Raw genomic sequence first — 26574 nt, 5'->3', positions numbered from 1 at the left:
ACAAAATAAAATAAACGTTAACGAAACGAGGGGGATGCAGAAACCATGCAGTTAGCACTCACATTTCTTATTTTGGCTGTTACAATAATTCTATTTATGAGCAGTAAGGTACGCGCTGATCTTGTTGCAGTCATGGCTCTGCTTGCAATGGTAATTACGGGGATACTTGAACCGTCAGAAGCACTTTCAGGTTTCTCAAATAATGTAGTAATTATGATAGCGGGGCTATTCATCGTCGGTGCGGGGATATTACGGACTGGACTGGCACAGATGGCGGGCAACCTTTTGCTGCGATGGTCCGCAGAGAGTGAGTCCAAGCTGTTCTTCTTGCTTCTTTTTATTGTTGGATTTGTTGGAGCATTTATGAGTAATACCGGAATCGTGGCATTAATGCTTCCGGTCGTTATTAGTATTGCAGTCAGTATGAACAGCAGTCCTTCCAAATATCTCATTCCTCTATCCTATGTTGGAAGCTTATCAGGCCTGCTTACGTTAATTGCTTCTCCGCCCATTTTGATAGTCAGCCAGGTTTTAGGTGAAAACGGATACAACAGACTTGGTTTTTTTCAAATAACGCCGATTGGATTAATTGCACTTGTCATAGGAATCTTTTATCTATTTTTCACGAAAAATACGCTCTTGCCCGATATAAAAAAACGAGGTGGTGAAGGTGAAAGGTATGATTTCTCTCCGAAACAGCTTGCAGTAGATTATCAGCTGGGTGGTAATTTGTATACGGTTGAAGTTTCTAAAGAATCGTCAATGATTGGAAAGAAGCTAGGAGATATGGAAATTCCTGCAAACTATCATGTTTTCATACTTAAGATAGAAAGGAAAACAAAAGAAGGAATAAATATTTTTCCGATTACTTATCAGGAAATGGCAGGCCCAAACAGTATGATTAAAGAACATGATATTTTATTGATTGAAGGGTCGGAACATCAAGTAATCAAGTTTGCGGATGATTATTCTCTCTTGATCGGTACAGGTAGTAGTGGTGCAGATGATCTCGTGTCCAAACAGCTCGGTATGGCCGAAGTGCTTTTAACACCGAATTCTTCATTCATTAATAAAACGATAGAAGCAATTGGCTTCCGTGAAAAATATAATTTGAATGTTATCGGAATCAATCGAAAAGGGGAATATGTACTTCGAGAAAAGTCCAAACTACGGCTGCGTTTCGGAGATGCCCTTCTTGTTCAGGGAGATTGGGACGAAATTGATCTTCTGTCGAGGGAAGCAAAGGATGTAGTCGTTGTAGGAAAGCCGAAAGAATATGCTGGAAAAGCTTCAGCAACGGGAAAAGCTCCGATAGCTGGCGGAATCATGCTATTGATGGTGCTCCTCATGGTGTTTGAAGTATTTGCACCTTTTATTTCTGTCCTTATTGGGGCAGTGTTGATGGTGGTTACAGGTTGCCTAAGAAATATGGAGGACGCATATGAATCGATGAACTGGGAAAGTATTGTTTTAATTGCTGCCATGCTTCCGATGGCAATCGCACTGGAAAAAACCGGTGGTATGGTATTGTTATCAGAAGGGATTATCGAGCTAATCGGTGGGTTTGGGCCAATCGGAGTGCTCGCTGCACTCTATTTGCTGACCATGATTTTTGGACAGTTCATTAGTAATACAGCAACTGCTGTTCTATTTGCGCCAATCGCATTCAATGCTGCTTTGAGTATGGATGCCAATCCGTATACATTTCTGATTGCAATCGGAGTTGCAGCTAATATGGCTTTTGCTACCCCTGTCGCGTCACCGACAAATGCGATGGTAATGACAGCGGGAGGTTATAAATTTTTTGATTTTGTTAAAATTGGCGTACCGTTACAGATTATTATGTTCATAGTCATGATGTTTGTCATTCCAATTTTATTTCCATTTTAGAAAAAACGATAAAGGACGATCCTATGAATGAATATAAATTTGATAAATTAATGCATATCCGAACAGCGGCCGAGAAGAAGGTATCCTATCCGGATTCGATTCAATACAATCCATATGAACCCACACCATATTCTGCTATGGAGACTCTATTCCAACATTATAAATTAGAAGAGGATGATCAACTGGTTGATTACGGATGTGGGAAAGGAAGGCTGAACTTTTACATCCATTACTTTTTTGATTCGTCGGTCAAAGGAATTGAAATGGATGAGCACTTCTATCAGGAAGCAATTGATAACCAACGGAATTATTTGAAACATACAACTAAAAAAGAGGATACCATTGAATTCTTCTGCTGTCTGGCAGAAGAGTACATGATAGAACCGAATGATAACCGCTTCTATTTTTTTAATCCATTTTCAGTTACTATTTTTAGAAAAGTTATTTCCAATATTTTGCGCTCTGTAGAAAAAGCAGAACGTGAAGTGGAATTGATACTATATTACCCCCACGAAGATTATATTTATTTTCTTGAGAATCATACTTCTTTTGAATTAAAGAAGGAAGTCATTCTACCGCTTTTATATGAAAAAAATCCGAATGAGCGTTTTTTGATTTATCGTTTAGTGTTTTAGGTTACTATGCAAAAACGCAACCATAGGCAGGCAATTTGCCCAAAGGCTGCGTTTTTAGGATTGGTGTTATCTCTTTCTCTTTGCTATCAACTTATTCGTTGTATCGCATGGCTAGGGGGGAGTATAGTTCTTGGATAAAGTTACGGATTCATCTACAGCTGTTCATCATTTTTGAATGGATACTGTTTCTAACATCCCCATTTCTTCAATGATCGGTATCATTGTATATAGCTGGTCGTTAACAGGTGTTGGAATTCCGTATTTTTTTCCGAGTTCACATACTTTACCTGCGAAATAGTCAACTTCTGTTTTGCGATTTGCTTCTACATCCTGAAGCATCGATGTCTGACCGTCTGGAGCTAGGTTCATCAATATTGGTCTGTAACGATTCACGTCTTCATCTGTTAAGTTGACCCCGACCCTTTCGGAAATGGCAACTACTTCATACATGGCTTGCTCCATCCACTCATGTAGTGCAGGTATTTCCTGGAAAAATCGATAAGGAGCCCGCAATACGGCAGAGGTCTGATTAACCCCTACATTAAACATAAACTTCGCCCAAATTGTATGCCATATATTTTCTGGTATCTCGTAAGGAATTTCTGCTTTATCGAAGATTTCTTTAACCATCCGAACATCTTCAGATATTGTTTGATTCTTTTCGCCGTAGCATATTTTGCCAATGCTGGAAAAGCGGATTTTATTATTTGTTCGGACGGCGTCAATACCAACGCACATACTATAAAGGATGTGTGAATTAGCTGTTGCTTCAAAAATCTCATCTTCACTTGATATGCCATTTAACAAAGAAAGAATAATTGTATCTGGTCCAATATGATACCTCATATCTGCAATAGCCTGTGATAGTTCTGCGTTCTTTACGGCAAAGATAACGAGATCTGCTGGTTCTGCTTTTGCCTGAGGGAGTTTGTAATTAAAATGAAAAACGGTACCATCTACTTCAAGCCCGGAAGATTGGTATTTGTTAATTCGTTCCTCGTTGGCAACAACTGTTAATGAGTCCCCAAGTACTGCTTGCAATCTGCTTCCATAGGCGGAACCAATTGCTCCTAAGCCTATTAACGATACGTGTTTAATTGTTTTCATAACGACCATCACCTATCTTGTTTTATGTATTAATTTATATTATATAAGAAGTAGTTACTTAATTCAAAAAAATTTGATAGTATACATACGTTAGGGAGTAGATTATTGGGAGGGAATTATGTATGAATAAACTAACATTTGAAAATATAGATACGATAGGACACATGATAGATGAAAATACGCTTTATAAACATTATCATTATCCGGAAATGTTAATTCGTTATGATAGTAATTTCATAGACTTTAAACGGGTGCCAACATGGAATGAATTCGAGCAAACTGCTGCTTTTTTAATGGAATTTCATAAGCGTAAAGGGCAGAATCACATAAAGTTTTATTTGCCGGAAAATAAAAAGCCTTCAACGGAACTGTTGATATACTTTAAAGAAAAGGAATACGAGATTGGCTTTCTTGAGTTATATTCGATCGAGCCTAATCTGTTTCCACCTATAGAGGAAAATCCAGATATTAAAATAGAATTCGTGACAGATAAAAGTCTGGAAACATTTCTGTTACTAAAATATGAGCAGGATTTGCAATTTGGTGAAGCGTTTGCGAAGTATAATCATAGTTTAAACAAACGTTTGTTTAAAGACGCAGGAGTAAAACAGATTATCGCGTATTATAAAGGGAATCCAGCGGGTTCGGTTGATGTAATTATAAAAGATGAAACGGCTGAAATGGATAGCTTGGATGTGAATGAAACGCTGCGTAAAAAAGGAATCGGCAGCAGGCTGCAGAAATTTGTAATGGAAGCATTTCATGATAAAACGATAATCCTTGTTGCGGATGGTGAAGATACAGCAAGGGAGATGTATCGTAAACAAAACTATCAATACCATGGATTTAAATATGAGATACTGAAAATTTTTTAATTCAACTTTCTTTCTAATAAAAAAATAGTACAGGGGACATATATGAACTATACGACGGTTAAGTCTGGATAGAGATAAATGGAGTTCATTAAGGAATTATTTTTATACAAAACATTCAAACACATATTTGATTGTTTGAATATAGTAATATAAAATAAGTTTATGATAAAACTAAATCGAGGGTGATTGAATTGACTAAGGATGTTTGTGAAATAACTTGTGTCGATGAAGAAAAAGTAATGAATGTAAAAAATATACTTGAGGAACAAAAGCCAATGGAAGTAGCAAATATATTTAAAGCTTTGTCTGATGAGACGAGGATAAAAATTGCCTATTCACTTTCTATAGAAAATGAACTATGTGTATGCGATGTAGCCAATATTATTGGGTCATCCACGGCTACAGCTTCACACCACTTGAGATTGCTCAAGAATATTGGATTGGCGAAATATCGAAAAGAAGGAAAGTTAGTTTATTATTCATTGGATGACAACCATGTCAAGGAACTGATTCAAATTGCATTTGCTCACCAAAAGGAGGTTGAAGAAATTGGGTGAACCCGAGAAATGGGAAGATGAGAAAAACGTTTACCGAGTACAGGGTTTTTCATGTGCAAATTGTGCAGGAAAATTCGAGAAGAATGTTAAACAAATTCCGGGTGTTCAGGATGCGAAAGTAAATTTTGGTGCTTCAAAAATTTCTGTTTACGGTGAAACTTCGATTGAAGATTTGGAGAAAGCTGGTGCTTTTGAAAATTTAAAAGTAGTACATGAAAAAAAGCGAAATTCTAATACAGGTTTCCAGCATATAGAGCAAAAAGAGTCATTTATCAAGAAACATGGTAGAATTCTGACATCCGTTTTACTTATTTGTATGGGGTATCTATCCCTGCTTGTAAATGGAGAAGAAAATGTTTCTACTATTACCCTCTTCGCTGCAGCTATTGTAATTGGTGGCTACTCCCTTTTTAAGGTAGGTTTTCAGAATTTAATTAGGCTAGAATTTGATATGAAAACACTGATGACTGTAGCTGTCATTGGAGCGGCACTTATTGGGGAATGGGCAGAAGGTGCAGTTGTTGTTATTCTTTTTGCAATCAGTGAGGCGCTCGAAAGATTTTCAATGGACCGGGCCAGACAATCCATCCGCTCTTTAATGGATATTTCACCTAAGGAGGCACTTGTCAGAAGAGATGACAAGGAAAAGAAAATACATGTCGATGATATTCGAATCGGCGATATTATGATCATTAAGCCGGGTCAGAAGATTGCCATGGACGGTATCGTTGTTAATGGATATTCGGCAGTAAACCAAGCAACCATTACAGGTGAGTCTGTTCCTGTTGAGAAGGCAGTCGATGATGAGGTCTTCGCCGGAACACTTAATGAAGAAGGTTTGCTTATAGTAAGCGTAACCAAAAAGACGGAAGATACAACACTTTCCAAAATTATCTATCTTGTAGAGGAAGCACAAGCGGAGCGCGCCCCTTCTCAAGCCTTTATCGATCAGTTTGCAAAGTATTATACGCCGTTGATTATGATGATTGCAGCGCTGGTTGCAATCATTCCTCCGTTGTTCTTTGGGGCTAGTTGGGATACATGGGTTTATCAGGGATTAGCAGTATTGGTTGTTGGATGTCCGTGTGCGCTAGTTATTTCCACTCCTGTATCAATTGTGACTGCCATTGGAAATGCAGCGAGAAATGGTGTACTTGTTAAAGGTGGCGTTTATCTGGAAAAATTGGGAGCGCTAAAAGTAATTGCTTTTGATAAAACGGGTACACTGACAAAAGGAATTCCAGTTGTAACTGATGTTAAAATAATAAATAATCAGGCTCATCCGGAACAGGTTTTCGCTACGATTGCAGCCCTAGAAAATCGTTCACAGCACCCTCTCGCATCAGCAATTATAAAAAAGGCTGAACAGGATAATATCGAATATGCCAATGTTGTGGTGGAGAATTTTTCCTCAATTACAGGTAAGGGTATTAGAGGGGATATAAATGGAATAACCTATTATATTGGCAGTCCAAGACTTTTTCGTGACCTTGGTATTGAACATGTTTCAGAGGCTGAGGTAACGTTACTGCAGGAAGAAGGAAAAACTGCGGTAGTTATGGGAACTGAGAAAGAAATAATGGCAGTAGTAGCAGTAGCGGATGAAGTGCGTGAAACGAGTAAAGAAGTTATTCAAAAATTACATCAGCTTGGAATAAGAAAGACAATTATGTTAACGGGTGATAATCACCAAACGGCACAGGCCATAGCAGGGGAAGTTGCGGTAACAGATGTTGAATCTGAACTGTTACCGGAAGATAAATTAAACGTTATTAAAAAACTAAGTGCTGAATATGACAGTGTATCCATGATTGGTGACGGTGTTAATGACGCACCAGCTTTAGCGGCCTCTACAGTCGGAATAGCAATGGGAGGAGCAGGTACGGACACAGCTCTGGAAACGGCAGATGTAGCTTTAATGAGCGATGATTTAACTAAACTTCCTTTCGCTTTTAAGTTAAGTCGGAAAACGTTAACGATTATAAAGCAAAACATTACCTTCTCCATTGCCATTAAAGTGATTGCTCTATTGCTTGTCATTCCAGGCTGGTTAACACTTTGGATTGCAATCATAGCCGACATGGGGGCGACGTTGTTGGTGACAGCAAATGGTTTACGACTATTGAAAGTAAAGGATTAGGAATCGTTCTGTTTGAATGAGAGAGAACACGCCATTCTCTTTTTGAACATCCTCTTTTATGTTTTTATCTTGTGCAGTTTAAATTGTTTAGCAAGTAATTGAATTGCTTTCATACGATTTGCTGCTCCTGGAATATTCGGAATGACCGTAACTTCGTCTGCATGGTAGCGTTCAGCTAATTTTACTATCTCTTCTCTCACAAAATGTGGATTTCCTACGATAGCCCTTTTGCGTATTTGATTGATTTTTTGTTTTTCAAAAGGACTATATTGCCTTCTTTTTGCCGTTTCAACGGAAGGGAAATGAGTTGGGTTTTTAGCTGTTTCCAACGATGCCATCCATAAGTCAAATGCCTTGGCAAAGATTTCTGCTTCCTCGTTGGTTTCTCCGATGACGACAAATACAGTTATGGCGACATTTGGTTTATCATGGAAGATCGATGGTTTAAAATGCTTTCGATAGGTCGCTATTATCTCAGAACCAACCTCAAATGGCTTAATAAAGTGTGCATATGTATAGGCCGTACCGAGTTCAGAAGCTATTTTCGTACTTTTACCACCAGCTCCGAGCATCCAAATCTCAGGAAGTGTATCAATCTGCGGCATTGCGATTACCTTCCTGAACCGATGCTCTTGGGTCGTGTCATCTCCTAAATATTTTTGAATATCTTTCACCTGTTGTTCATAGGATAAACGTTCTTCTTTTTCTTCATTTAAGACGTGATTCACGAGTCTTCCGCCAGTACTGTTTCCAATCCCGAGATCAATTCTTCCTGGATGAAGTGCTTCCAGCGTACGGAAATTTTCTGCAACTTTATATGGACTGTAATGAGGAATCATCACTCCACCGGAACCAATCCGGATAGTTTTAGTGTTAGTGGCCAGGTGCATCATAAGCAATTCCGGTGCGCTGCTGGCAATGGATAATGCCTGATGCTGCTCCGGAACCCAGAAACGATGATATCCAAGTTCATCTGCAACTCTCACCAGATCTGTAGTATGCCGTAATGCATCCCTGGAAGTTGACCCTTCATCAATCAATGCATAATCAAGAATATTTAATAAGACCATTAGCTTAACGTCCTCTCTGTATTCAGTTTACGTTTGATTTATAAGGAAATCCATCAATTAACTCATAGAATAAAAAGGAATGCCCACACGCTCGTGGAAATTCCTTTTGAAAATTCATCCTATGACATTTCCTGTGCTTGTTACCTCCGCTTCTGTTGGTACTGGTTTACGTGTTTTTTGGAATACGACGAGTTCATACGGATCGATAAATGTAAATTCTCCAATGATTTCCGGCCCTTTTTCTCTTATCGAAGAATTATTGGTTACAGCCACATTCCATTTTCCTGACGAAGGAAGGTGGAGTTCAAATTTGCTATTGGTTGGATTAATATAGATGGTAAAATCGTCTTTATCACCCAATAAGGTAAACCCAAAGACTGGGTGAGGTGCTTCGATAGTGTGAAATCTTCTTCTGACTTCCTGTTTTGACGTCATTCGAAAAACATCATATTTTTTTCTCAATGCGATCAGTGCTTTTATATATGCAATGTTGTCTGTTTCCTGCTCTCTCTTATTCCAATCCAACTGATTGATTTGATCACCGGATATATAGCTGTTTTCATCCCCTTGCTTACTGCGGAACCATTCCTGGCCAGCGTGTAAAAAAGGTACACCTTGGCTTAATAAGACAATTCCTGTTGCCAGTTGATGCATTTTTTTTCGTACTGGTTCTTCCGTATGCTTATTTGTAAGCTGCAGACGATCCCATAATGTATGATTATCATGGCATTCGACATAGTTGACGGTTTGAATGATATCGGATACAAAAGGATCTCCATGTTCTTCCAAGGCAGAACCACACATTAGTTTAGGCATTCTTTCAAGAAAGCGACCTTCACCATTAATATAACCAGTATCCTCTTCCGTAAATAAATTTCCTTTTATAGAATCCCTGAAATAGTCATTGAAAAAACGAATTCCCGGTAGTAGATGAGAGTTAAAGCTGGTTGATTTAATAGCTGAAGGTAAAGCTGTTGGCAATTCCCAACCTTCCCCAAGCAACATAATTGGCGTTTCCTCTTCTTTACAACGCGCTTGGATTTGCTTCATTGTTTCCATATCGATTGCTCCCATCAAATCGAAACGGAAACCATCGACTTGATACTCCTGAATCATAAGATCAACGCTATCAAGAATGAATTTTCGGGCCATCTTTCTTTCGGTCGCAATATCATTTCCAACGCCGGTTCCATTGCTCAATTGTCCATTTGGATGGTATCGGAAGTAATACCCTGGCACAAGTTTTTCAAAAGGGGACTTTTCCATTATAAAAACATGGTTATAGACAACATCTAGAATAACCGACAGACCTTCGCGATGGAATGCTTGAATCATAGCTTTGAATTCATTGATTCTTGCAAGAGGTTTTTCAGGCAATATGGAATAACTACCCTCTGGGACCTGGAAATATAAAGGATCATAGCCCCAATTATATTGTTTATTGGGATCGAGTTCATCGACCCGTGCAAAGTCGTTAATTGGCAATAACTGAATGTGTGTAATCCCAAGCTCTTTCAAATAGGAAAGCCCGGTAGAAAATCCATTCGGTGTGGCAGTCCCTTTTTCTGCCAAACCTAAAAATTTGCCACGGTTTAGTATGCCGCTTTCCTGCTGGATAGAGGCATCTCTCACATGCAATTCATATATGATTGCATCCTGTAGATTACGGATAGTAGGGCGATTTCCAGCATTGTCAGCCTGGTCCATGTTGGAAAAATTAACAATCACACCTTTTTCACTATTTGCAAGCATCGATTTTGCATATGGATCATTAACTCGTTCGGTTACACCATTTATAGTAACCTCATATTCATAAGCATAGCCGTGCCAGTCCCCTTCAATTTCTACACGCCAAACGCCGTTTTCTGTCTTGTCTAGCGCATACATTTTGGAGTTCATTGCCAACTTTAGGGAAGTCGCTGTCGGAGACCAAACGGTGAATATTGTGGAATCAGTTGTACATTTTGCTCCAAGATCAATGTCTGTCGCAGCAAAATGCTCCTCAAACCATTCAGTACGCACAATGGCGCGTGGAAAAACAGGTAACTTCAGTTTTCCCCAAGCAAGGGTAAGTTCTTCGCCAATAGGCAGTACATCTTCCATTTCCAGAATAAATGTACAATCATCTATTTTTTTCTGGGAAGTTACGGAGAAATACTTTTTTTTATCCTCCCAAAATAGGACAGGTTTCTCATTTGTATAATCAGGTATGTCTGTTATATTTTCAACGATGACTGTCAGTACATGAACGTCATCCATCCAAGCGATATTTTTTCTCACGATGGCAACCCCTCTTCAATTGGCGCTTAACTGCTACAGTATATGTTATACCCGACTTTTCGGGAATTTACCAAATAAATTAATCTTAAACTTTCTTTACCATATTTACCATTATTAAACATTACTAGCCATAAACGCTAATGATTACGTAAGTTCCTCCAAAATTCGACAATACTCCACACAAATCACAGAGAATTGTCGGAGGAATTTTCTGATAACTAGGTTGAATTCTGTATTTATTATATCTATAATTAACTGTAATCGAAATTCAGAAATATTGTACAATATATATTCTCATTATCTTGACCGGTCTTGGAAGGGGGCATCCATTGTTGAAATACCACATTTCGGAACAAGATATATATCTATTCCACCAGGGTACGAACTATCAGAGCTATAAATTGCTGGGCTGCCACGTTATCGACTGGAAAGGCATAAAAGGTTGCCGTTTTGCTGTTTGGGCGCCAAATGCACGCGAAGTACGTATTGCCGGGGACTATAATAACTGGAATGGAGAAACTCATCCATTAGAAAGGATAACAAGTGAGGGAATCTGGGCTGGTTTTTTCAGTGATATCCCTTTTGGTTCCATTTACAAATATGAAATTATAACATCAGATAACCAATTATTGTTAAAAGCAGATCCATATGCATACCAATCAGAACTGCGACCAAAAACTGCATCTTTGACTCCAGAAGAATTACCGACCTATGAATGGAACGATCATGTATGGATGGAAGATAAGAAGAAGTTCAATCCATATTCTTCACCCATTTCTATTTATGAAGTACATCTTGGTTCTTGGAAAACAAAAGAATCCGGTGAATTTTATACATATATGGAATTAGCCGATCAACTGGTTCCATATGTAAAGTCGCTTGGCTTCACACATATCGAATTACTACCTTTGGCTGAGCATCCTTTCGATCTCTCCTGGGGGTATCAGATAACAGGTTACTATGCTGTCACCTCCCGCTATGGCTCACGCGATGAGTTCAAATATTTTGTGGATCAGTGTCATCAGAACAATCTTGGTGTGATTATGGATTGGGTTCCGGGTCATTTCTGTAAAGATGACTTTGCGCTTCGGCAATTTGATGGAGATGCTTTATATGAATATAAAGACCCTCTTAAAGCAGAAAAAAAATCATGGGGAACGTTGGCATTTGATTTTGGGCGTCCGGAGGTACAAAGTTTTTTAGTTTCCAATGCGGTCTTTTGGCTCGATGAATATCATATAGATGGGATAAGGGTGGATGCAGTCGCCAGTATGCTGTATCTCAATTTTGATAGACAGGATGGAGAGGGAAAAATTTATAATACTTTTGGTGGCGAACAAAATCTCGAGGCTTTTGCATTTATTCGTAAATTGAATGAAGTAGTCTTTTCTTATGAACCGAATACGTTAATGATGGCGGAGGATAGTTCGGACTTACCTCTAGTTACGGCACCAACATACATAGGTGGGCTAGGATTTAACTTTAAGTGGAACATGGGCTGGATGAATGACATGCTTAACTATATGGAAGAAGAATCTGGTAACCGTAAATGGCACCATAATCTCTTGACCTTTTCTTTTATGTATACGTATTCCGAAAATTTCTTATTACCTCTTTCGCATGATGAAGTTGTTCACGGTAAGAAATCACTACTGGACAAGATGCCGGGAGATCAATGGCAACAATTTGCCAATCTGCGTCTGTTGTATGGCTACATGTTTGCACATCCCGGAAAAAAGCTGTTATTTATGGGTGGGGAATTAGCGCAATATGCAGAATGGAAAGATAGGGAGCAACTGGATTGGCATTTGCTTGACTATCCGCTCCATCATGGAATTTACAATTATATGAAGGCTTTAAACCATTTTTATACTGAAAATTGTCAATTATTTGAGTTGGATCATGATTATCATGGCTTCGAATGGATTGATGCCCATAATATTGATCAAAGTGTTATTGCCTTCAGAAGGATGAGCGAAGAACCTGACAATGAATTGATTATCGTGTGCAATTTCACGCCAAATACCCATTATGACTACAAAGTAGGTGTCCCTGTTGCGGGAGTTTATCAGGAGGTTTTCAACTCTGATTTGGAGGAATTTGGGGGTTCAGGCCAGTTGAATGGCACTGAACATTTTAGTTTTCCAATAAAGTGGCATGGATTACCGCAGCATATAAAAATAAAAGTTCCACCGTTAGCCATCACGATATTCAAACTTAATCAACTGGACGAGGAGGATTCATATTGAAAGAATGTGTTGGTATGTTATTAGCAGGAGGGGAAGGGAAGCGTTTGGGCGCACTAACCCATCACGGCGCAAAACCGGCAGTACCATTTGGTGGTAAATATAGAATCATCGATTTTACATTAAGCAATTGCACCAACTCAGGTATTCAAACGCTTGGAGTTTTAACGCAATATTCTCCACTTGAACTCAATAAGCACATTGGGAATGGTAATCCTTGGGATATGGATAGACAAAGCGGTGGGGTGACCGTGCTTCCTCCTTACACAGGGAAAACTGGTGGCGATTGGTACTCAGGGACTGCCGATGCAATATATCAAAACATTCATTTTATCAATCAGTATGACCCGGAATATGTTTTGGTCATCTCCGGTGATCATATCTATCAGATGGATTACTTGAAAATGCTTGAGCAGCATAAAGAAACGGAGGCAGATACAACCGTTTCCGTTATAGAAGTTCCGTGGGAAGAAGCTTCACGATTTGGCGTATTAAGTGTCTCTGATAACATGCGGATCTATGAGTTTGAAGAGAAACCGAAAACACCACAAAGTAATCTTGCTTCTATGGGAATTTATATTTTTACGTGGGAAAAGTTGAAAGCCTACTTAGTCGATGATGCACATAATAAAGCATCGAGCCATGATTTCGGAAAAGATATAATTCCTACAATGCTCCATAATAACCGTCGGCTGTTTGCATACCATTTTAGTGGCTATTGGAAAGACGTGGGAACTATACAAAGCTACTGGGAAGCCAATATGGATCTTCTTCATGAAAAGTCAGGTCTCTATTTAAATGATAAAAATTGGAGAATATACACAAATGATTCGAATCTTCCACCACAATATATCGGTCAACAAGCAACCGTGTCCAATTCTCTGATTAACTCAGGGTGCTTTGTATATGGAAATATCGAAAACTCCGTTCTGTTTAAGAATGTGAGGGTTGAAGAAGGAAGTACGATTAAACAATCCATCATTCATCCGGAAGCAACCATTGCGGCAAATTGTATATTGGAACGTGTCATTGTTATGGAAAACACGATGATACCAGAGGGGACAATTATTCAGAGAGGTGAGTATGAGGAGCCACTTGTTATAAACGAAGACATTCTAGGTGCCATGCTTACGCCTGCAGGGGGTGATAAATAATGACATCGTTGATGGGACTTATAAACCTTGATCATGAACACTCTGTTTTTAATGAATTATCTTATTTTCGGAGTAGTGCTTCCCTTCCATTTGGGGGGCGTTACCGAATGATAGATTTTGCATTGTCGAACATGGTTAATTCTAATATTAGTGAAGTTGCTATATTTGTGAGAAATAAGTACCGTTCATTACTGGACCATATTGGAACAGGGGAGAATTGGGAGCTTGATCGAAGAAATGGTGGTTTGTTCATCCTTCCGCCTGATTGGAATGACCCAACCGACAGATCACAGGGAGATTTGCGTTTCTTTCATAATAATCGTGATTACTTCCATCGAAGTAAATCAAAATATGTTTTAATCAGTGGCAGTCAATTTATTTCCAACACGGATTACAAGAATGCATTTGCGTTTCACCTGGATCGGAAGGCAGACGTTACTTTGATTACCACTGATGTAGGCGAAGTCCAACCTGAACATTACCCCTATTTTAGAATAGAAGCGGACGGATCGGATTGGGTAACGAATATAACGAACGATCAGAAAAATTCAGAGCTTTTTACCGGTGTTTACATTATTAACAAAGATCTGCTGATGAATTTGGTTGATACGTGCATCGCCTATAACAAAGATCATTTTTTTGAGTGTGGTATTAAAGACAAACTTTCCGAGATAAACGTACAAAAGTATAAACATGAAGGATATAGTGCTTTCGTCAACACGATTGAAAGCTTTTATAAGCAGAATATGAATCTCTTGAAAGAAGAAAACTACCGCGATTTATTTTTTAATAATAATTTCGTACGAACAAAAATCTCCAATAATCCGCCGGTAAAATATTTCGAACAGGCGGTAGTAAATCATTCCTTACTGGCAAATGGCTGTGTAATTGATGGAACTGTAGAGGGAAGTATGCTTTTCAGGGGTGTGAATGTTAAAAAGGGCGCAACCATAAAGAATTCGATTATTATGCAGCGTTGTACGATAGAAGAAGGTGTATATTTGGAAAATGTGATTTTAGATAAAGATGTCCATGTTACCAGGAATCAGAAAATCATAGGGTCGAAGGAAAAGCCATATGTTGTTGCCAAAAGGCAGGTTATATAAAACCCACAGTGTGCTTTTAAAAGGAATGGGACTTTATGGGGCCTTTCTTGCTAAGTAAGAATATAAACTTTCTTACTTGCATAAGTGCAACGAAGGCATTCGCCTAAGCTTTTGTGCGAATGCCACGTTTTTTAAAGTCTTATAAATTAAGAAAGGAGAGCTATTAATGAATAATATATTATTTGTCGCCTCTGAATGTGCACCATTTATTAAAACGGGGGGGCTTGCAGATGTAGTAGGATCACTCCCGCAAGCACTTAAGCAGTATGAGAAGCAGGAAGTACGCGTCATTCTGCCATTGTATGACGAAATGGACGAAAAATGGAAAAGTCAGCTAGACTACCTTGGTTCTTTCGATGTAGAACTCGGCTGGCGCACACAAGAAGCACATATTTTTACGTTGACATATGATCAGATTATTTATTATTTCATCTCCAACGATTATTACTTTTCGAGAAAAGGTATTTATGGTTACTATGACGATGGCGAAAGGTTCGTTTTCTTCAGTCATGCTGTCATAGAAGCATTAAAACATATTGATTATAAGCCGCAAATTCTTCATGGGCATGACTGGCAGGCAGGTATTACCATTGCACTTGCCAATATTTTGCAACCTGTCCAGGACATGAAAACAGTCTTTACCATTCACAATATTAAATATCAGGGTGTCATGCCTTTGGATATTTATGAGGATTTCTTCAACCTGGGCAGGGAACATATAAGTGGCATGGAATGGGATGGGATGCTTAATTGCCTTAAGAGTGCACTATTCCACGCAGACAAAATCACAACCGTTAGTCCGAGCTATGCAGAGGAAATTAGAAATCCTTATTACAGTGAAGGACTTCATCCCATGCTCATAGACAGAAAAGCAGACTTGGTGGGGGTGATTAATGGGATAGATACACGGGAATATAATCCTTCATCAGATCCGGCGCTATTTGTAAATTATCGTTCAGCAAGATCCAAGAAAAAAGAAAACAGAATGAAACTGCAGAAAAAGATTGGACTTTCATTTGAAGAGGATCGTCCATTGTATGTCATTATAAGCCGGCTCGTAGAACAAAAAGGCTTGCATCTTATCCAACATATTTTGGATGAATTCTTAGAGCAGGATATCCAATTTATCGTATTAGGTACTGGTGATGCTGAATTTGAAGGCTATTTTTCAGATCTGGCTCATCGTTATCCGGATAAAGCAGCGGCATTAATATCCTTTGATGAACAGCTTGCTCGCCAATTATATGCAAGTGCCGACTTCTTCATCATGCCTTCAAAGTTTGAACCATGTGGATTGTCACAGCTTATTGCACTGCAATATAAGGCCGTTCCCATTGTGAGGGAGACGGGTGGATTGAAAGACACGATTTCTCCTTATAATATGTTGACAGGTGAGGGAAATGGTTTCAGCTTTGCCAATTATAATGCACATGACCTACTGAATGTGCTGAATTATTCTTTGGAGATATATAACAATCCTTCAGAATGGCAAAAGCTATATAAAAATGTGACAAAAAGCCAGTTTAGTTGGAAAGACTCAGCACATCAATACGTAACAATTTACGAAAGTTTATCACGAGAATTAGTCTATGGATAAGGGAGGGATATTTCCTTGACTGAGTTAACAACCGATGTATTAAAAGAACAGATCCTAAAGAAGCTTATTACCGAACTGGGACGTGAAGTGAAGGAAGCATCATCCAAAGATATGTATTATGTCCTTGCTTCAATCGTAAATGAAGAAGTGAAACAGCAATGGTTTCAGACCAAGAAAAAATACAAGGATGAAAAATATAAAGAGGTCTATTATTTATCCATGGAATTTTTAATTGGAAGGCTACTGGAAAATAATCTTTTAAATTGTGGCATGCTTGATGAAACAATAAAGGCTTTAGAGGAATTAGGCTTCCATCCACAGGAGGTTTTTGAGCAAGAGCATGATGCAGGTTTGGGGAATGGGGGCCTCGGACGTTTGGCGGCATGTTTCCTTGATTCACTGGCCTCACTGAACTATCCCGGTCATGGGTTTGGAATCAGATATCGATATGGTTTATTTGAACAGCGCATTATCCACGGCAATCAGGTTGAGCTGCCCGACTATTGGCTTACAGATCCATATCCATGGGAAACGAGAAATGAAGAAGAAGCAGTAGTTATTCAATTCCACGGTGATGTACATATGCACAAAAGAAATGATGGCACACTCGAATTTGAATACAAAAATACAGATAAAGTAATGGCTGTCCCGTATGATATACCTGTGGTTGGTTATGAAAATGAAACGGTCAATACACTAAGGTTATGGAGTGCGGAATCAGTCTTTCAAAATAATACCGATACGTTGGAAGAAAACAAGCAATTTTACCGTGATCTTGACCACGAGCATTCGATTGAACAGATTTCAGGCTTTTTATATCCTGATGACTCGAGCTACGAGGGGAAGGAGCTCCGTCTTAAACAACAATACTTTCTTGTATCTGCAAGTATCCAAAACATACTGAAGCATTTTAAGTTAAACAATAAAATGTCTCTAAGCAGATTGGCTGAAAAAGTAGTCATTCAGATTAACGATACACATCCAAGTCTTGCCATTCCCGAATTGATGCGAATTTTAATGGATGAGGAAGGGTTCAGCTGGGATAAAGCTTGGGAAGTAACGACACATGTCTTTGCCTATACGAACCATACAACGCTAAGTGAAGCACTTGAGACGTGGCCGACGAAAATGATGCAGGATTTGCTGCCGCGAATATTTATGATTATCGACGAGATTAATGAAAGGTTCTGTAAGGGAATTTGGTTCGATAATGAGGAGCTACGTGATAAAATCCCGGAACTGGCAATTATCGCTTATGATCGCGTGCATATGGCAAGACTAGCCATTGTCGGTAGCTTCAGCGTAAATGGAGTGGCAAGAATCCATACAGAAATATTGAAGAAGAAGGAAATGAAAACTTTCTACACCCTATTTCCGGAAAAATTCAATAACAAAACAAATGGAATTACGCACCGTCGCTGGCTGTTACAGGCCAATCCGAAATTGGCGAGCTTGGTGACAGATGTTATAGGTCCCCAGTGGATAAAGCGGCCAAAAAAGCTCATCAGTCTTCTGAAATATTCCAATGACAGTTCATTGTTGGAGAAATTTGATCAGGTCAAGCATGAAAACAAGAAAATTTTGGCAAATTATATCCATCAGCATATGGGTATTGCTGTTGATGAGAGATCCATATTCGATGTGCAAATCAAGCGGCTTCATGAGTATAAGCGTCAGCTATTAAATATTTTTCACATCATTTATCTCTATAATGAATTAAAAGAGAATCCTAATCAGGATATGACGCCACGTACATTTATTTTCGGGGCAAAAGCTGCGCCAAGCTATCATTTAGCAAAAGAAGTTATTAAACTGATTAATACAGTGGCATCGATTGTAAACTATGATCCCGACGTGAAGGACAGACTGAAGGTTATTTTCATGGAGAATTACAATGTCAGTCTGGCAGAAAAAATTATTCCTGCTGCTGATATTAGTGAACAGATTTCAACGGCTAGTAAGGAAGCATCCGGAACAGGCAACATGAAAATGATGATGAATGGAGCCTTAACCGTTGGAACAATGGATGGTGCTAACATAGAAATACATGATTTGGTTGGTAATCAAAATATGTTTATTTTCGGTTTATCTGCTGATGAGGTATTGCATTATTATCAGCATGGTGGATATAATGCGAGAGATATTTATAATACAGATGACCGGGTCAAGCGTATATTGGATCAATTGAATCAGGGGGAGTTCGGAGTTCATAATATAGAATTTAAAGATATTTATTATAATACGCTTTATCATAATGATCCATATTTTGTGCTGAAGGATTTTGAATCCTATTTAGAGGCACATGAACTGGCTGAGCGTGCCTACCGTGATCGCATGACTTGGTTGAATATGAGTGTAACAAACATTGCCTATTCAGGGAAATTCTCAAGTGACCAGACGATTCAAGAGTATGCTACAGATATATGGAAAATAAAACGTGTATAAAAAAACCGGGCTAATATTGCCCGGTTTTTTTATCTTGCTTAGATATGGACCTTGTTTTGTGCATTGGTGAAACATTTTCGTTTTGAACATTACTTTACAACGTTTGTTTTCATTAAATGATTCACACGATCCGCTGTATACCCTAGTTCCTCGAGTACTTCTTTATTATGCTGACCTAGAAGCGGAGCGGGTTTTGAGAATTGTCCTGGTGTCTCAGAGAACTTGGCAGGAAAACCAAGCGTCTTCATATGCCCGCCAACAGGGTGTTCATAATCGAGAATCATATCCCGTGATTGAATGTGTTCATTGTTCAATGTTTGGTCATATGACAATATAGGACCTGAAGGAATACCATGTTCATCCAATAAATCAAGCCAGTAATCATTTGAATTTTGTGTCAGGACACGTTCAATCTCCACTTCAAGTTCATCAACATTCTCGGCGCGAATGCTATTTGTAAGAAAACGGGGCTCATCGATCCATTCAGGTTTTTCTAACACATGGGTGCAAAGTTTTTCCCATAGTTTTTGATTGGCTGCCCCAATTAGAATAAAGCCGTCTTTGGTTTTAAAACCCTGGTATGGTGCGGATACACGGTGGGCTGTACCATTGCGGCGCGGAACTTCCCCTTTACCGAAGAAAGCGGCAGCCTCCCAAACGGTCCAGGCAAGTCCGGAATCTACGAGTGATACATCGATATACTGACCTTTTCCACCCTTAAGTCGATGGATATAAGCAGTAAGTATGGACTGAATTGCGGTTTCAGCTGCCGCAATATCATGAATGGCGATACCCACTTTTACGGGTTTTCCACCTTTATCGCCTGTCATATCAATTAGCCCTGAAAGTCCTTGAGCCATAATGTCAAATCCACCTTTATTGCGATATGGTCCAGTTTGTCCATATCCAGAAATCGAACAATAGATGAGGTTTGGATTGATTTCTTTTAATGTGTTGTAATCAATGCCAAGTTTCTTTGTTACACCAGGTCGGAAGTTTTCTACAAAGACATCCGCATCTTCGATTAGTTTATATAAAATGTCCCGACCTTCATCGTTTTTTAAATTTAGGCAAAGACCTCTTTTATTTCGGTTTACCATCATATACATATAGCTTTCTTCATTTATATAAGGGCCCATCGTACGTGTGTCATCTCCAAAAGGGTGTTTTTCCACTTTGATGACATCAGCACCCATGTCCCCAAGCACCATTGTACAGTATGGACCAGCCAATACTTGAGATAGATCGATTACCTTCATGCCTTCTAATGCTTGTTTCATGTTGTCGCCACCTTCACTATCTTTTTAAGACTAACTTCATATATATAAAAGAAAATGAAACCGGCAAAAAGCCGATTTCCTTATTTCATTCTTAAACGCAAATGTACTATTCCTTAACTAATTGTATATTTCTAGCTTCCTTAATATTGACAGCTCCAGATAATGCAAGGGAAACCTTCGTCTCCTGAATGAAATTCGCCAGTACTTTTTCGACACCTTCCTGACCAGCAATGGCCAATCCATACACATAAGGTCTGCCGTAGAGTACGGCATCTGCTCCTAAGGCAAGTGCTTTTACGACATCCGCTCCACGACGGATTCCACTGTCCATGACGACTGGAACTTGTCCGTTCACTTCTTTAGCAACAGCAGGCAATGCATCGATACTTGAAAGGACGCCATCCAATTGACGACCACCATGGTTAGAGACAATAATGCCATCAATTCCGCTTTCAATTGCAAGCCTGGCATCTGCAGGGTGCAGCACACCTTTTAATAGAACCGGTAAGGATGTTCTTTTTTTCAATTCCAACACATGCTTCCAATTTAATGTTGGATGGTAAATATTCGATAAGATTTCTTGTATGACCGTTTCTTCAAATTCATTCGGAAGGGATGCACGGAAAACGTCATCTGTAATATAGTTTGCTTTGCCATAGCCTTCTTTTAATGGGGAGAAGTGATTACGCATATCTTCTTCTCGCCAGCCGAACATAAATGTATCAATAGTTAATACAATTGCTTCATATCCGGCTTCTTCGGCACGCTTCACCATGCTGTAGGAGATATTTTCGTTATTGGACCAGTAAAGTTGAAACCATTTTGGACTGTTTCCGGAAGCTTCAGCAACTTCTTCAATGGAATAACTGGAAACAGTACTTTGAATAAATGGTATTTGATAGTTTGCAGCAGCTTTTGCCACTGCAATATCTGCATCCTTATGTGATATCTTCATCATTCCTACAGGAGCAAGGAGGAAGGGGTGGGCATATGTATGACCAAACAATTCTATACTAGTATCTGCAACCGAAACGTCATTTAAATATTTTGGTATGATTGAATATTTTTCAAAGGAAGCCGTATTTTTTCTTAATGTTTCTTCGCCGCCTGCTCCAGATCTTGTATATCCAAAAGCCGCAGTTGGCATTTTCTCTTTAGCAGCAGCTTCCAATTCCTCTGCGTTGAATGGAAAAGATTCTGAGGTTACGATACTTTCGATAAATGAATCACTATTCTTTACGGTTGACAAGAGAATCCCACCTTTATGAGAAATTGGGCTTTCTTTTTTCTAAAAAGGCCTGGATACCTTCAAAGTAATCATCGGAACTATAGGATTTGAGAATAACATCTGAGATAGCTTCCGTCTCCTCATTTTCACCGTCGATAATGGATTGGATTACTTGCTTAATACCAGAATTTGCCACAGATGATTTGGCGATAATACGATTTGCGAATTCCAGACATTTTTCCTCGATTTCATCAGAAGCATGAACTTGGTCGATGAGGCCTATTTGCTGTCCTTCCTCTGCCGTTATCAGTTGTGCCGTATAAAGTAATTCCTTCGCTTTAGAGGGTCCGATTAAATTACATAATCTTTTTGTGCTTGATAAGTTATATACAATACCAATGTTTGCAGAAGTGATACCTAATTTGCTGCCCGATGTTGCAAACCGGAAATCACATGAATTGGCAAGCTCAAGTCCGCCCCCGATTGCAAGCTTTTGAATAAGTGCAATGGTCGGCTTTGGAAATCGGTATAATTTTTCGATTGCTCCAAGTGCGAAATCATTGTATGCTTTTGCTTTCTCAGCATGATAACGTACTTCGAGAAATTCACTGATGTCAGCACCAGCTGAAAAAGCTGTTTCATCGACACCACGGATGATGAGTAATTTAACGGTTTTATCTTGTTTTAATTCCTCAAGTAATGAATCTAATTTTTGAAACATAGCAAGTGAAAAACAATTCTTTTTTTCAGCGCGATTGATAACGATAGTTGCCATCGCGCCATTTCTTTCAATATATAATAGTTCATCTGTCATATGAAAACCTCCACTTAGTCTTTTTTCAGGCGTGCAGCAAGTCTATTCCCGATCGTTTGAATACCCTGGACGAGTACAATCAGAATAAAGACAGTTGCATACATAACATCTACTTCATATCGTAGGTGTCCAAAACGATATGCTAAATCACCAAGACCACCAGCTCCGACAAGCCCAGCCATTGCTGTGGCACCGATTAATCCAACTGTCGCAATGGTCAGTCCCAATACGATGGATGGGCGGGCTTCTCGGAGCATAACGTTCCAAATAATCTGCCTTGTTTTAATTCCCATTGCTTTATATGCTTCAATTACACCATTTTCAACATCCAATAATGAAGATTCAAGGAGTCTGGCGATATATGGTGCTGTGTAAATGACGAGTGGAACAATTACGCCTTTTACTCCAATGGTCGTTCCAACGATAATTTTTGTGAATGGTAAAATAAAGAATAGCAAAATGATAAAAGGTATTGATCTTATAATATTTATAAGTAGATTAAGTATCTGATAGACAAATTTATTTTCCAGTGACTGCCCAGGGCGGGTGAGTACAACTAGGATCCCTAATGGAAAACCGATAATGATAGCGAAAAAGAGTGAGATAATCACCATTTGGAAAGTTTCGATTACAGATTCACCGATGATTGGGAGCCATTGTTGGATAAACATTTCCATTCTAGTTTCCCTCCAATTCTTCTATGCCGACACCTTGATTTTCGAGAAACTGCAAGGAGGCATCAATTTGTTCTTTTTTTCCGACGAGATGAATAACCAGGTTTCCCACAATCCCGTTTTTTAGTTCGATAATATTTGCCGTTAATATATTTGGCACTACTTGAAATTTCTGACTCACTTGAGCGAGTAGAGGCTGACCTGTATTTTCTCCAATAAATGTAAGTCTGGTAACAGCACCATTTAATTTCAATTGTGAAATGAGCGATGATGACAATTTACGTTGGGAAATGGTATTTAAAAATTTCTTTGTCGTGTTTTCCCGGGGGTTCGTAAATAAATTAATAGCTGATCCATCCTCGATAACGTCCCCGTTTTCAAGGACATAAACATAGTCACATATTTTCTGTATGACATTCATTTCATGGGTAATAAGCAAAATGGTTATTCCAAGTTCTTCATTGATTTTTAGGAGTAAATCAAGAATCGAATCTGTGGTTTCAGGATCCAGTGCACTTGTTGCTTCATCACTGAGTAATACTTCCGGTTCCTGTGATAATGCTCTGGCAATGGCTACCCGCTGTTTTTGCCCACCGGATAATTGAGCAGGATAGGTGTTCTTTTTATCGGATAGGTCCACAATCGATAAATATTTCTCTACCCGTTCTTTTACCTCCTGTTTGTCATAACCGAGAAGTTTTAGGGGGATGGCTATGTTTTCATATACTGTTGCAGTTTTCAACAGGTTAAAATGCTGAAAAATCATGCCGATCTTTTGACGGGTTTTGCGTAGTTTCTCTTGTGGCAGGGATGTCATTTCAGTGCCATTGATATATACTTTCCCACTAGTCGGTTTCTCCAGTAAATTCACGAGTCGGATTAATGTGCTTTTTCCAGCGCCACTGTATCCGATCACACCATGAATTTCACCTTTTTTTACGTGAAGGTTCACGTTATTAACGGCAAGGACATCGCCATTTTTAGAAGGATATACTTTTGAAATATTTTCTAGTTTAATCATTTATGTCTACATTCCTTTCAAAAGAGAATGCTGTTCCAATAAGGACAGCATTCTCCTACCTTTATTCATCCCAGCTTGGTATAACAGAACCTTGAAATTCTTCTTCGATAAAAGTTTTAACTTCTTCTGATTGGTAAGCATTTACCAACTTTTCGATGACCGGATCATTTTCATTTTCGGCACGAACGACGATAAAGTTTACATATGGGGAATTTGTGGATTCTAATAGGATGGAATCTTCTTTCGGATTCATCCCTGCCCCTAGTGCAAAGTTGGTATTAATTGCTGCTGCATCTACTTCACTCAGCTGATTTGGAATCTGTGCAGCATCCAATTCAATAAACTCTAAGTTTTTTGGGTTTTCTACTACATCATAGATGGAAGCAGTTTCTTGCTTACCCTCTGCAAGTGTAATGACTCCAGCTTCTTCCAATATGAAAAGTGCACGCCCACCGTTTGTTGGGTCATTCGGCAAACCAAATGTTGCACCATCTGGAAGGTCTTCGATGCTTTGATACGTTTCGGAATATACACCCATTGGATTTAGAATCGTTTTACCAACAGGTATTAAATCAGTTCCATGGTCTTCGTTGAATTGATCCAAGAAGGGTCCGTGTTGATAACTGTTGGCACTCAAGTCACCTTCAGCTAACGCAGTGTTTGGCAGGACATAATCCGAGAATACTTTTATTTCAATTTCCAGACCTTGCTCTGCAGCAACATCCGCAGCAACTTCCACGATTTGTTCATGTGGGCCGGCAGTTACCCCTACAACAAGTTTATCTTCACTTAATGAAGCTCCCTCAGATGATCCACTGCCACAAGCGCTAAGAATTCCAACAAATAAAACGACGAATAATATAAAACCAATTTTTTTCATTTTCTTTCCTCCTGAATTTAGATAGTCTTGATGATAACAGAAAAAGCCTCTCTTTATAAGAAAGAGAGGCTTGTAAGTTCTACAAGGTCCTCCCTTATCTTTCAAAACATGACGTTTTGCAGGATTTAGCACCTTCTATGATAGTTACATAGAGGTTGCCGAGCTTCAACGGGCCAGTCCCTCAGCTACTCTTGATAAGAGATATAAGCTATTAAATTATCAGTGTTAATTAATAATTAAATTTACATTATAAATTTGATTCCGTCAATATTTATTTTTAAATGTATTCATTGTTTGTCACTTTAGATGCTATCTTGCACCTGTTTTAATCGATATTTTGCATGTAGGGTACCACCAACATTTCATAAATTTTTCCTCAAATCCATAAACCTCTGCATTCAACGTCAAATGTAACTGGTTTTGTTACCCCTTTAATACTTGAGTTATTTTCGACATCAAAGAATTCTGCTGATTTAAAATGGTTGTTACGTTCTCCGTTACGTGTGTATATGCTAGCTACATTAAATTTAAATCCAATAGAAGCAGTTGTTAGATCTGTTAATGCTGCAGCTTCCAGCGCCGGACGGTTATCTTTTTAAAATGATTTAAAAAGTAAAAAATACCTCCTTATCTTTTGATAGGGAGGTATTTTTTTATTAATTATCTAATTACTTACCTTCTTTAGCACCGAACATATCTTCAGCATATTGGACACCCAATCCGTATGCTCCACCATGTTCTTTAGCAATTGACAATACTTCATCATAAGTCTCTTGATTTGCCCAGTCACGTTGTAATTCCAGCATATACTGCATCCAAGTAATTGGTGTTGCACCAGCTTGAATCATACGTTCAATAGCCATATCATGTGCTTCAGTAGTGACACCACCTGAAGCATCCGTTACCACGTAAACCTCATAACCTTCTTCAAGTGCGTCTAGCACTGGCATAACTACACAAACCTCAGTCCAAAGACCGGCAACGACTAATTTTTTATTTCCAGCGTCTTCAACTGCATTTACAACATTTTGATCATCCCAAGCATTCATTGATGTACGATCAATAATTTCTTGATCAGGAAATACTTCTTTAATCTCAGGGAAAATTTGACCACTAAATGTATCTGCAGATACTGTTGACAATACTGTTGGTACGTTAAATGTTTTCGCTGATTTTGCTAACCCAGCTACGTTATTAAGAACTAAGGTCATATCATGTGACTTAGTAGCAAAAGCCATCTGTGGTTGATGATCAATCATTAATAACGTGTGATTTGAAGGAGTTAATATGTCTGATGTTGATTTCGACTCTGCCTTCACTTTTTGATTTTCATTAGCTGCTGCTTGTGAACTTGTAGTATTAGTAAATGATACAGTTCCAATAATACCTAGTACCATAGTTAAAACAATTCCGATTGCAATTAGTTTTTTGAATATTTTATGCATTTAAATTCACTCTCCATAATTATTTATTTTATTTCTTATAAACTATAAATTTATATACCTATCAATTATTAAACTCTTAATACTACCTCCTTTTTCATATTTTGATTCAAGATAATTGTTTTAAAATTTT

21 protein-coding genes and 1 riboswitch are annotated in these 26574 nt (G+C 38.7%); of the genes, 10 read left to right on the top strand and 11 right to left on the bottom strand.

Annotated elements, in window-relative coordinates; translation table 11 throughout:
- Positions 1-45 precede the first annotated feature (45 nt).
- Positions 46-1890: an SLC13 family permease gene (locus MN204_RS13040; RefSeq protein ID WP_249871522.1), complete on the top strand. Its 1845-nt coding sequence runs from the start codon at positions 46-48 to the stop codon at positions 1888-1890.
- A gap of 23 nt (positions 1891-1913) precedes the next feature.
- Positions 1914-2525, top strand: coding sequence for a class I SAM-dependent methyltransferase (locus MN204_RS13035; RefSeq protein WP_249871521.1), 612 nt, complete (start codon positions 1914-1916; stop codon positions 2523-2525).
- 165 nt (positions 2526-2690) lie between these two features.
- Here the strand turns inward: MN204_RS13035 and MN204_RS13030 are convergent, their stop codons facing one another.
- On the bottom strand, positions 2691-3632 hold the full coding sequence (locus tag MN204_RS13030; RefSeq protein ID WP_249871520.1) for a ketopantoate reductase family protein: 942 nt from the start codon (positions 3630-3632) through the stop codon (positions 2691-2693).
- Between the two features lie 122 nt (positions 3633-3754).
- Between MN204_RS13030 and MN204_RS13025 the strand changes: the two genes are divergently transcribed.
- From MN204_RS13025 to MN204_RS13015, 3 genes are all read left to right on the top strand, one after another.
- Positions 3755-4507, top strand: coding sequence for a GNAT family N-acetyltransferase (locus MN204_RS13025; protein WP_249871519.1), 753 nt, complete (start codon positions 3755-3757; stop codon positions 4505-4507).
- A 191-nt stretch (positions 4508-4698) separates the two neighbouring features.
- Positions 4699-5064: an ArsR/SmtB family transcription factor gene (locus MN204_RS13020; protein WP_249871518.1), complete on the top strand. Its 366-nt coding sequence runs from the start codon at positions 4699-4701 to the stop codon at positions 5062-5064.
- Positions 5057-7204: a heavy metal translocating P-type ATPase gene (locus MN204_RS13015; protein WP_249871517.1), complete on the top strand. Its 2148-nt coding sequence runs from the start codon at positions 5057-5059 to the stop codon at positions 7202-7204. The genes MN204_RS13020 and MN204_RS13015 overlap by 8 nt, the downstream gene beginning before the upstream one ends.
- A gap of 56 nt (positions 7205-7260) precedes the next feature.
- Here the strand turns inward: MN204_RS13015 and MN204_RS13010 are convergent, their stop codons facing one another.
- Positions 7261-8274, bottom strand: coding sequence for an LLM class flavin-dependent oxidoreductase (locus MN204_RS13010; RefSeq protein ID WP_249871516.1), 1014 nt, complete (start codon positions 8272-8274; stop codon positions 7261-7263).
- A 114-nt stretch (positions 8275-8388) separates the two neighbouring features.
- A complete protein-coding gene (gene pulA / locus MN204_RS13005; RefSeq protein ID WP_249871515.1) occupies positions 8389-10554 on the bottom strand; it encodes a type I pullulanase in 2166 nt (721 codons plus the stop codon).
- Positions 10555-10886: 332 nt separating this feature from the next.
- On the opposite strand from pulA, the gene glgB reads away from it, so the two are divergent.
- The 5 genes from glgB to MN204_RS12980 all read left to right on the top strand — a co-directional run bounded on the left by glgB (position 10887) and on the right by MN204_RS12980 (position 19102).
- The gene (gene glgB / locus MN204_RS13000) at positions 10887-12803 is read left to right on the top strand and encodes a 1,4-alpha-glucan branching protein GlgB (protein WP_249871586.1); all 1917 of its coding nucleotides are present in this window, start codon (positions 10887-10889) and stop codon (positions 12801-12803) included.
- On the top strand, positions 12800-13954 hold the full coding sequence (locus MN204_RS12995; protein ID WP_306798699.1) for a glucose-1-phosphate adenylyltransferase: 1155 nt from the start codon (positions 12800-12802) through the stop codon (positions 13952-13954). The genes glgB and MN204_RS12995 overlap by 4 nt, the downstream gene beginning before the upstream one ends.
- Positions 13954-15060, top strand: a complete 1107-nt coding sequence (glgD, locus tag MN204_RS12990) for a glucose-1-phosphate adenylyltransferase subunit GlgD (RefSeq protein WP_249871514.1) — start codon at positions 13954-13956, stop codon at positions 15058-15060. Before MN204_RS12995 ends, glgD begins: the two co-directional genes overlap by 1 nt.
- Positions 15061-15226: 166 nt before the next feature.
- Positions 15227-16657, top strand: coding sequence for a glycogen synthase GlgA (glgA, locus tag MN204_RS12985; protein ID WP_249871513.1), 1431 nt, complete (start codon positions 15227-15229; stop codon positions 16655-16657).
- Positions 16658-16672: 15 nt separating this feature from the next.
- A complete protein-coding gene (locus MN204_RS12980; protein WP_249871512.1) occupies positions 16673-19102 on the top strand; it encodes a glycogen/starch/alpha-glucan phosphorylase in 2430 nt (809 codons plus the stop codon).
- 89 nt (positions 19103-19191) lie between these two features.
- Here the strand turns inward: MN204_RS12980 and MN204_RS12975 are convergent, their stop codons facing one another.
- The 8 genes from MN204_RS12975 to MN204_RS12940 form a co-directional block, all read right to left on the bottom strand.
- On the bottom strand, positions 19192-20382 hold the full coding sequence (locus MN204_RS12975; RefSeq protein WP_249871511.1) for a CaiB/BaiF CoA transferase family protein: 1191 nt from the start codon (positions 20380-20382) through the stop codon (positions 19192-19194).
- Between the two features lie 106 nt (positions 20383-20488).
- Positions 20489-21631: an alpha-hydroxy-acid oxidizing protein gene (locus tag MN204_RS12970; RefSeq protein WP_249871510.1), complete on the bottom strand. Its 1143-nt coding sequence runs from the start codon at positions 21629-21631 to the stop codon at positions 20489-20491.
- A 13-nt stretch (positions 21632-21644) separates the two neighbouring features.
- Positions 21645-22424, bottom strand: coding sequence for an enoyl-CoA hydratase/isomerase family protein (locus MN204_RS12965; protein WP_249871509.1), 780 nt, complete (start codon positions 22422-22424; stop codon positions 21645-21647).
- Between the two features lie 14 nt (positions 22425-22438).
- Positions 22439-23101 carry a methionine ABC transporter permease gene (locus MN204_RS12960; protein ID WP_249871508.1) on the bottom strand — a complete coding sequence of 221 codons (663 nt, stop codon included), beginning with the start codon at positions 23099-23101 and terminating at the stop codon, positions 22439-22441.
- A gap of 1 nt (position 23102) precedes the next feature.
- Positions 23103-24119: a methionine ABC transporter ATP-binding protein gene (locus tag MN204_RS12955; protein WP_249871507.1), complete on the bottom strand. Its 1017-nt coding sequence runs from the start codon at positions 24117-24119 to the stop codon at positions 23103-23105.
- Positions 24120-24180: 61 nt separating this feature from the next.
- Positions 24181-24999 (bottom strand): MetQ/NlpA family ABC transporter substrate-binding protein, encoded by an 819-nt coding sequence (locus MN204_RS12950; RefSeq protein ID WP_249871506.1) that lies wholly within the window; start codon positions 24997-24999, stop codon positions 24181-24183.
- 91 nt (positions 25000-25090) lie between these two features.
- Positions 25091-25200: riboswitch (SAM riboswitch) on the bottom strand.
- A 175-nt stretch (positions 25201-25375) separates the two neighbouring features.
- Positions 25376-25576, bottom strand: coding sequence for a YceI family protein (locus tag MN204_RS12945; RefSeq protein WP_306798703.1), 201 nt, complete (start codon positions 25574-25576; stop codon positions 25376-25378).
- Positions 25577-25667: 91 nt separating this feature from the next.
- Complete coding sequence (locus MN204_RS12940) at positions 25668-26258, bottom strand: hydrolase (RefSeq protein WP_249871583.1); 591 nt, start codon at positions 26256-26258, stop codon at positions 25668-25670.
- Positions 26259-26574: the final 316 nt, after the last annotated feature.

It is taken from the genome of Oceanobacillus saliphilus (assembly GCF_023522835.1).
Taxonomy (GTDB): domain Bacteria; phylum Bacillota; class Bacilli; order Bacillales; family Amphibacillaceae; genus Oceanobacillus; species Oceanobacillus saliphilus.
Note: the sequence above shows the minus strand (reverse complement) of the source record. Positions and strands in the feature narration are given on the sequence as shown.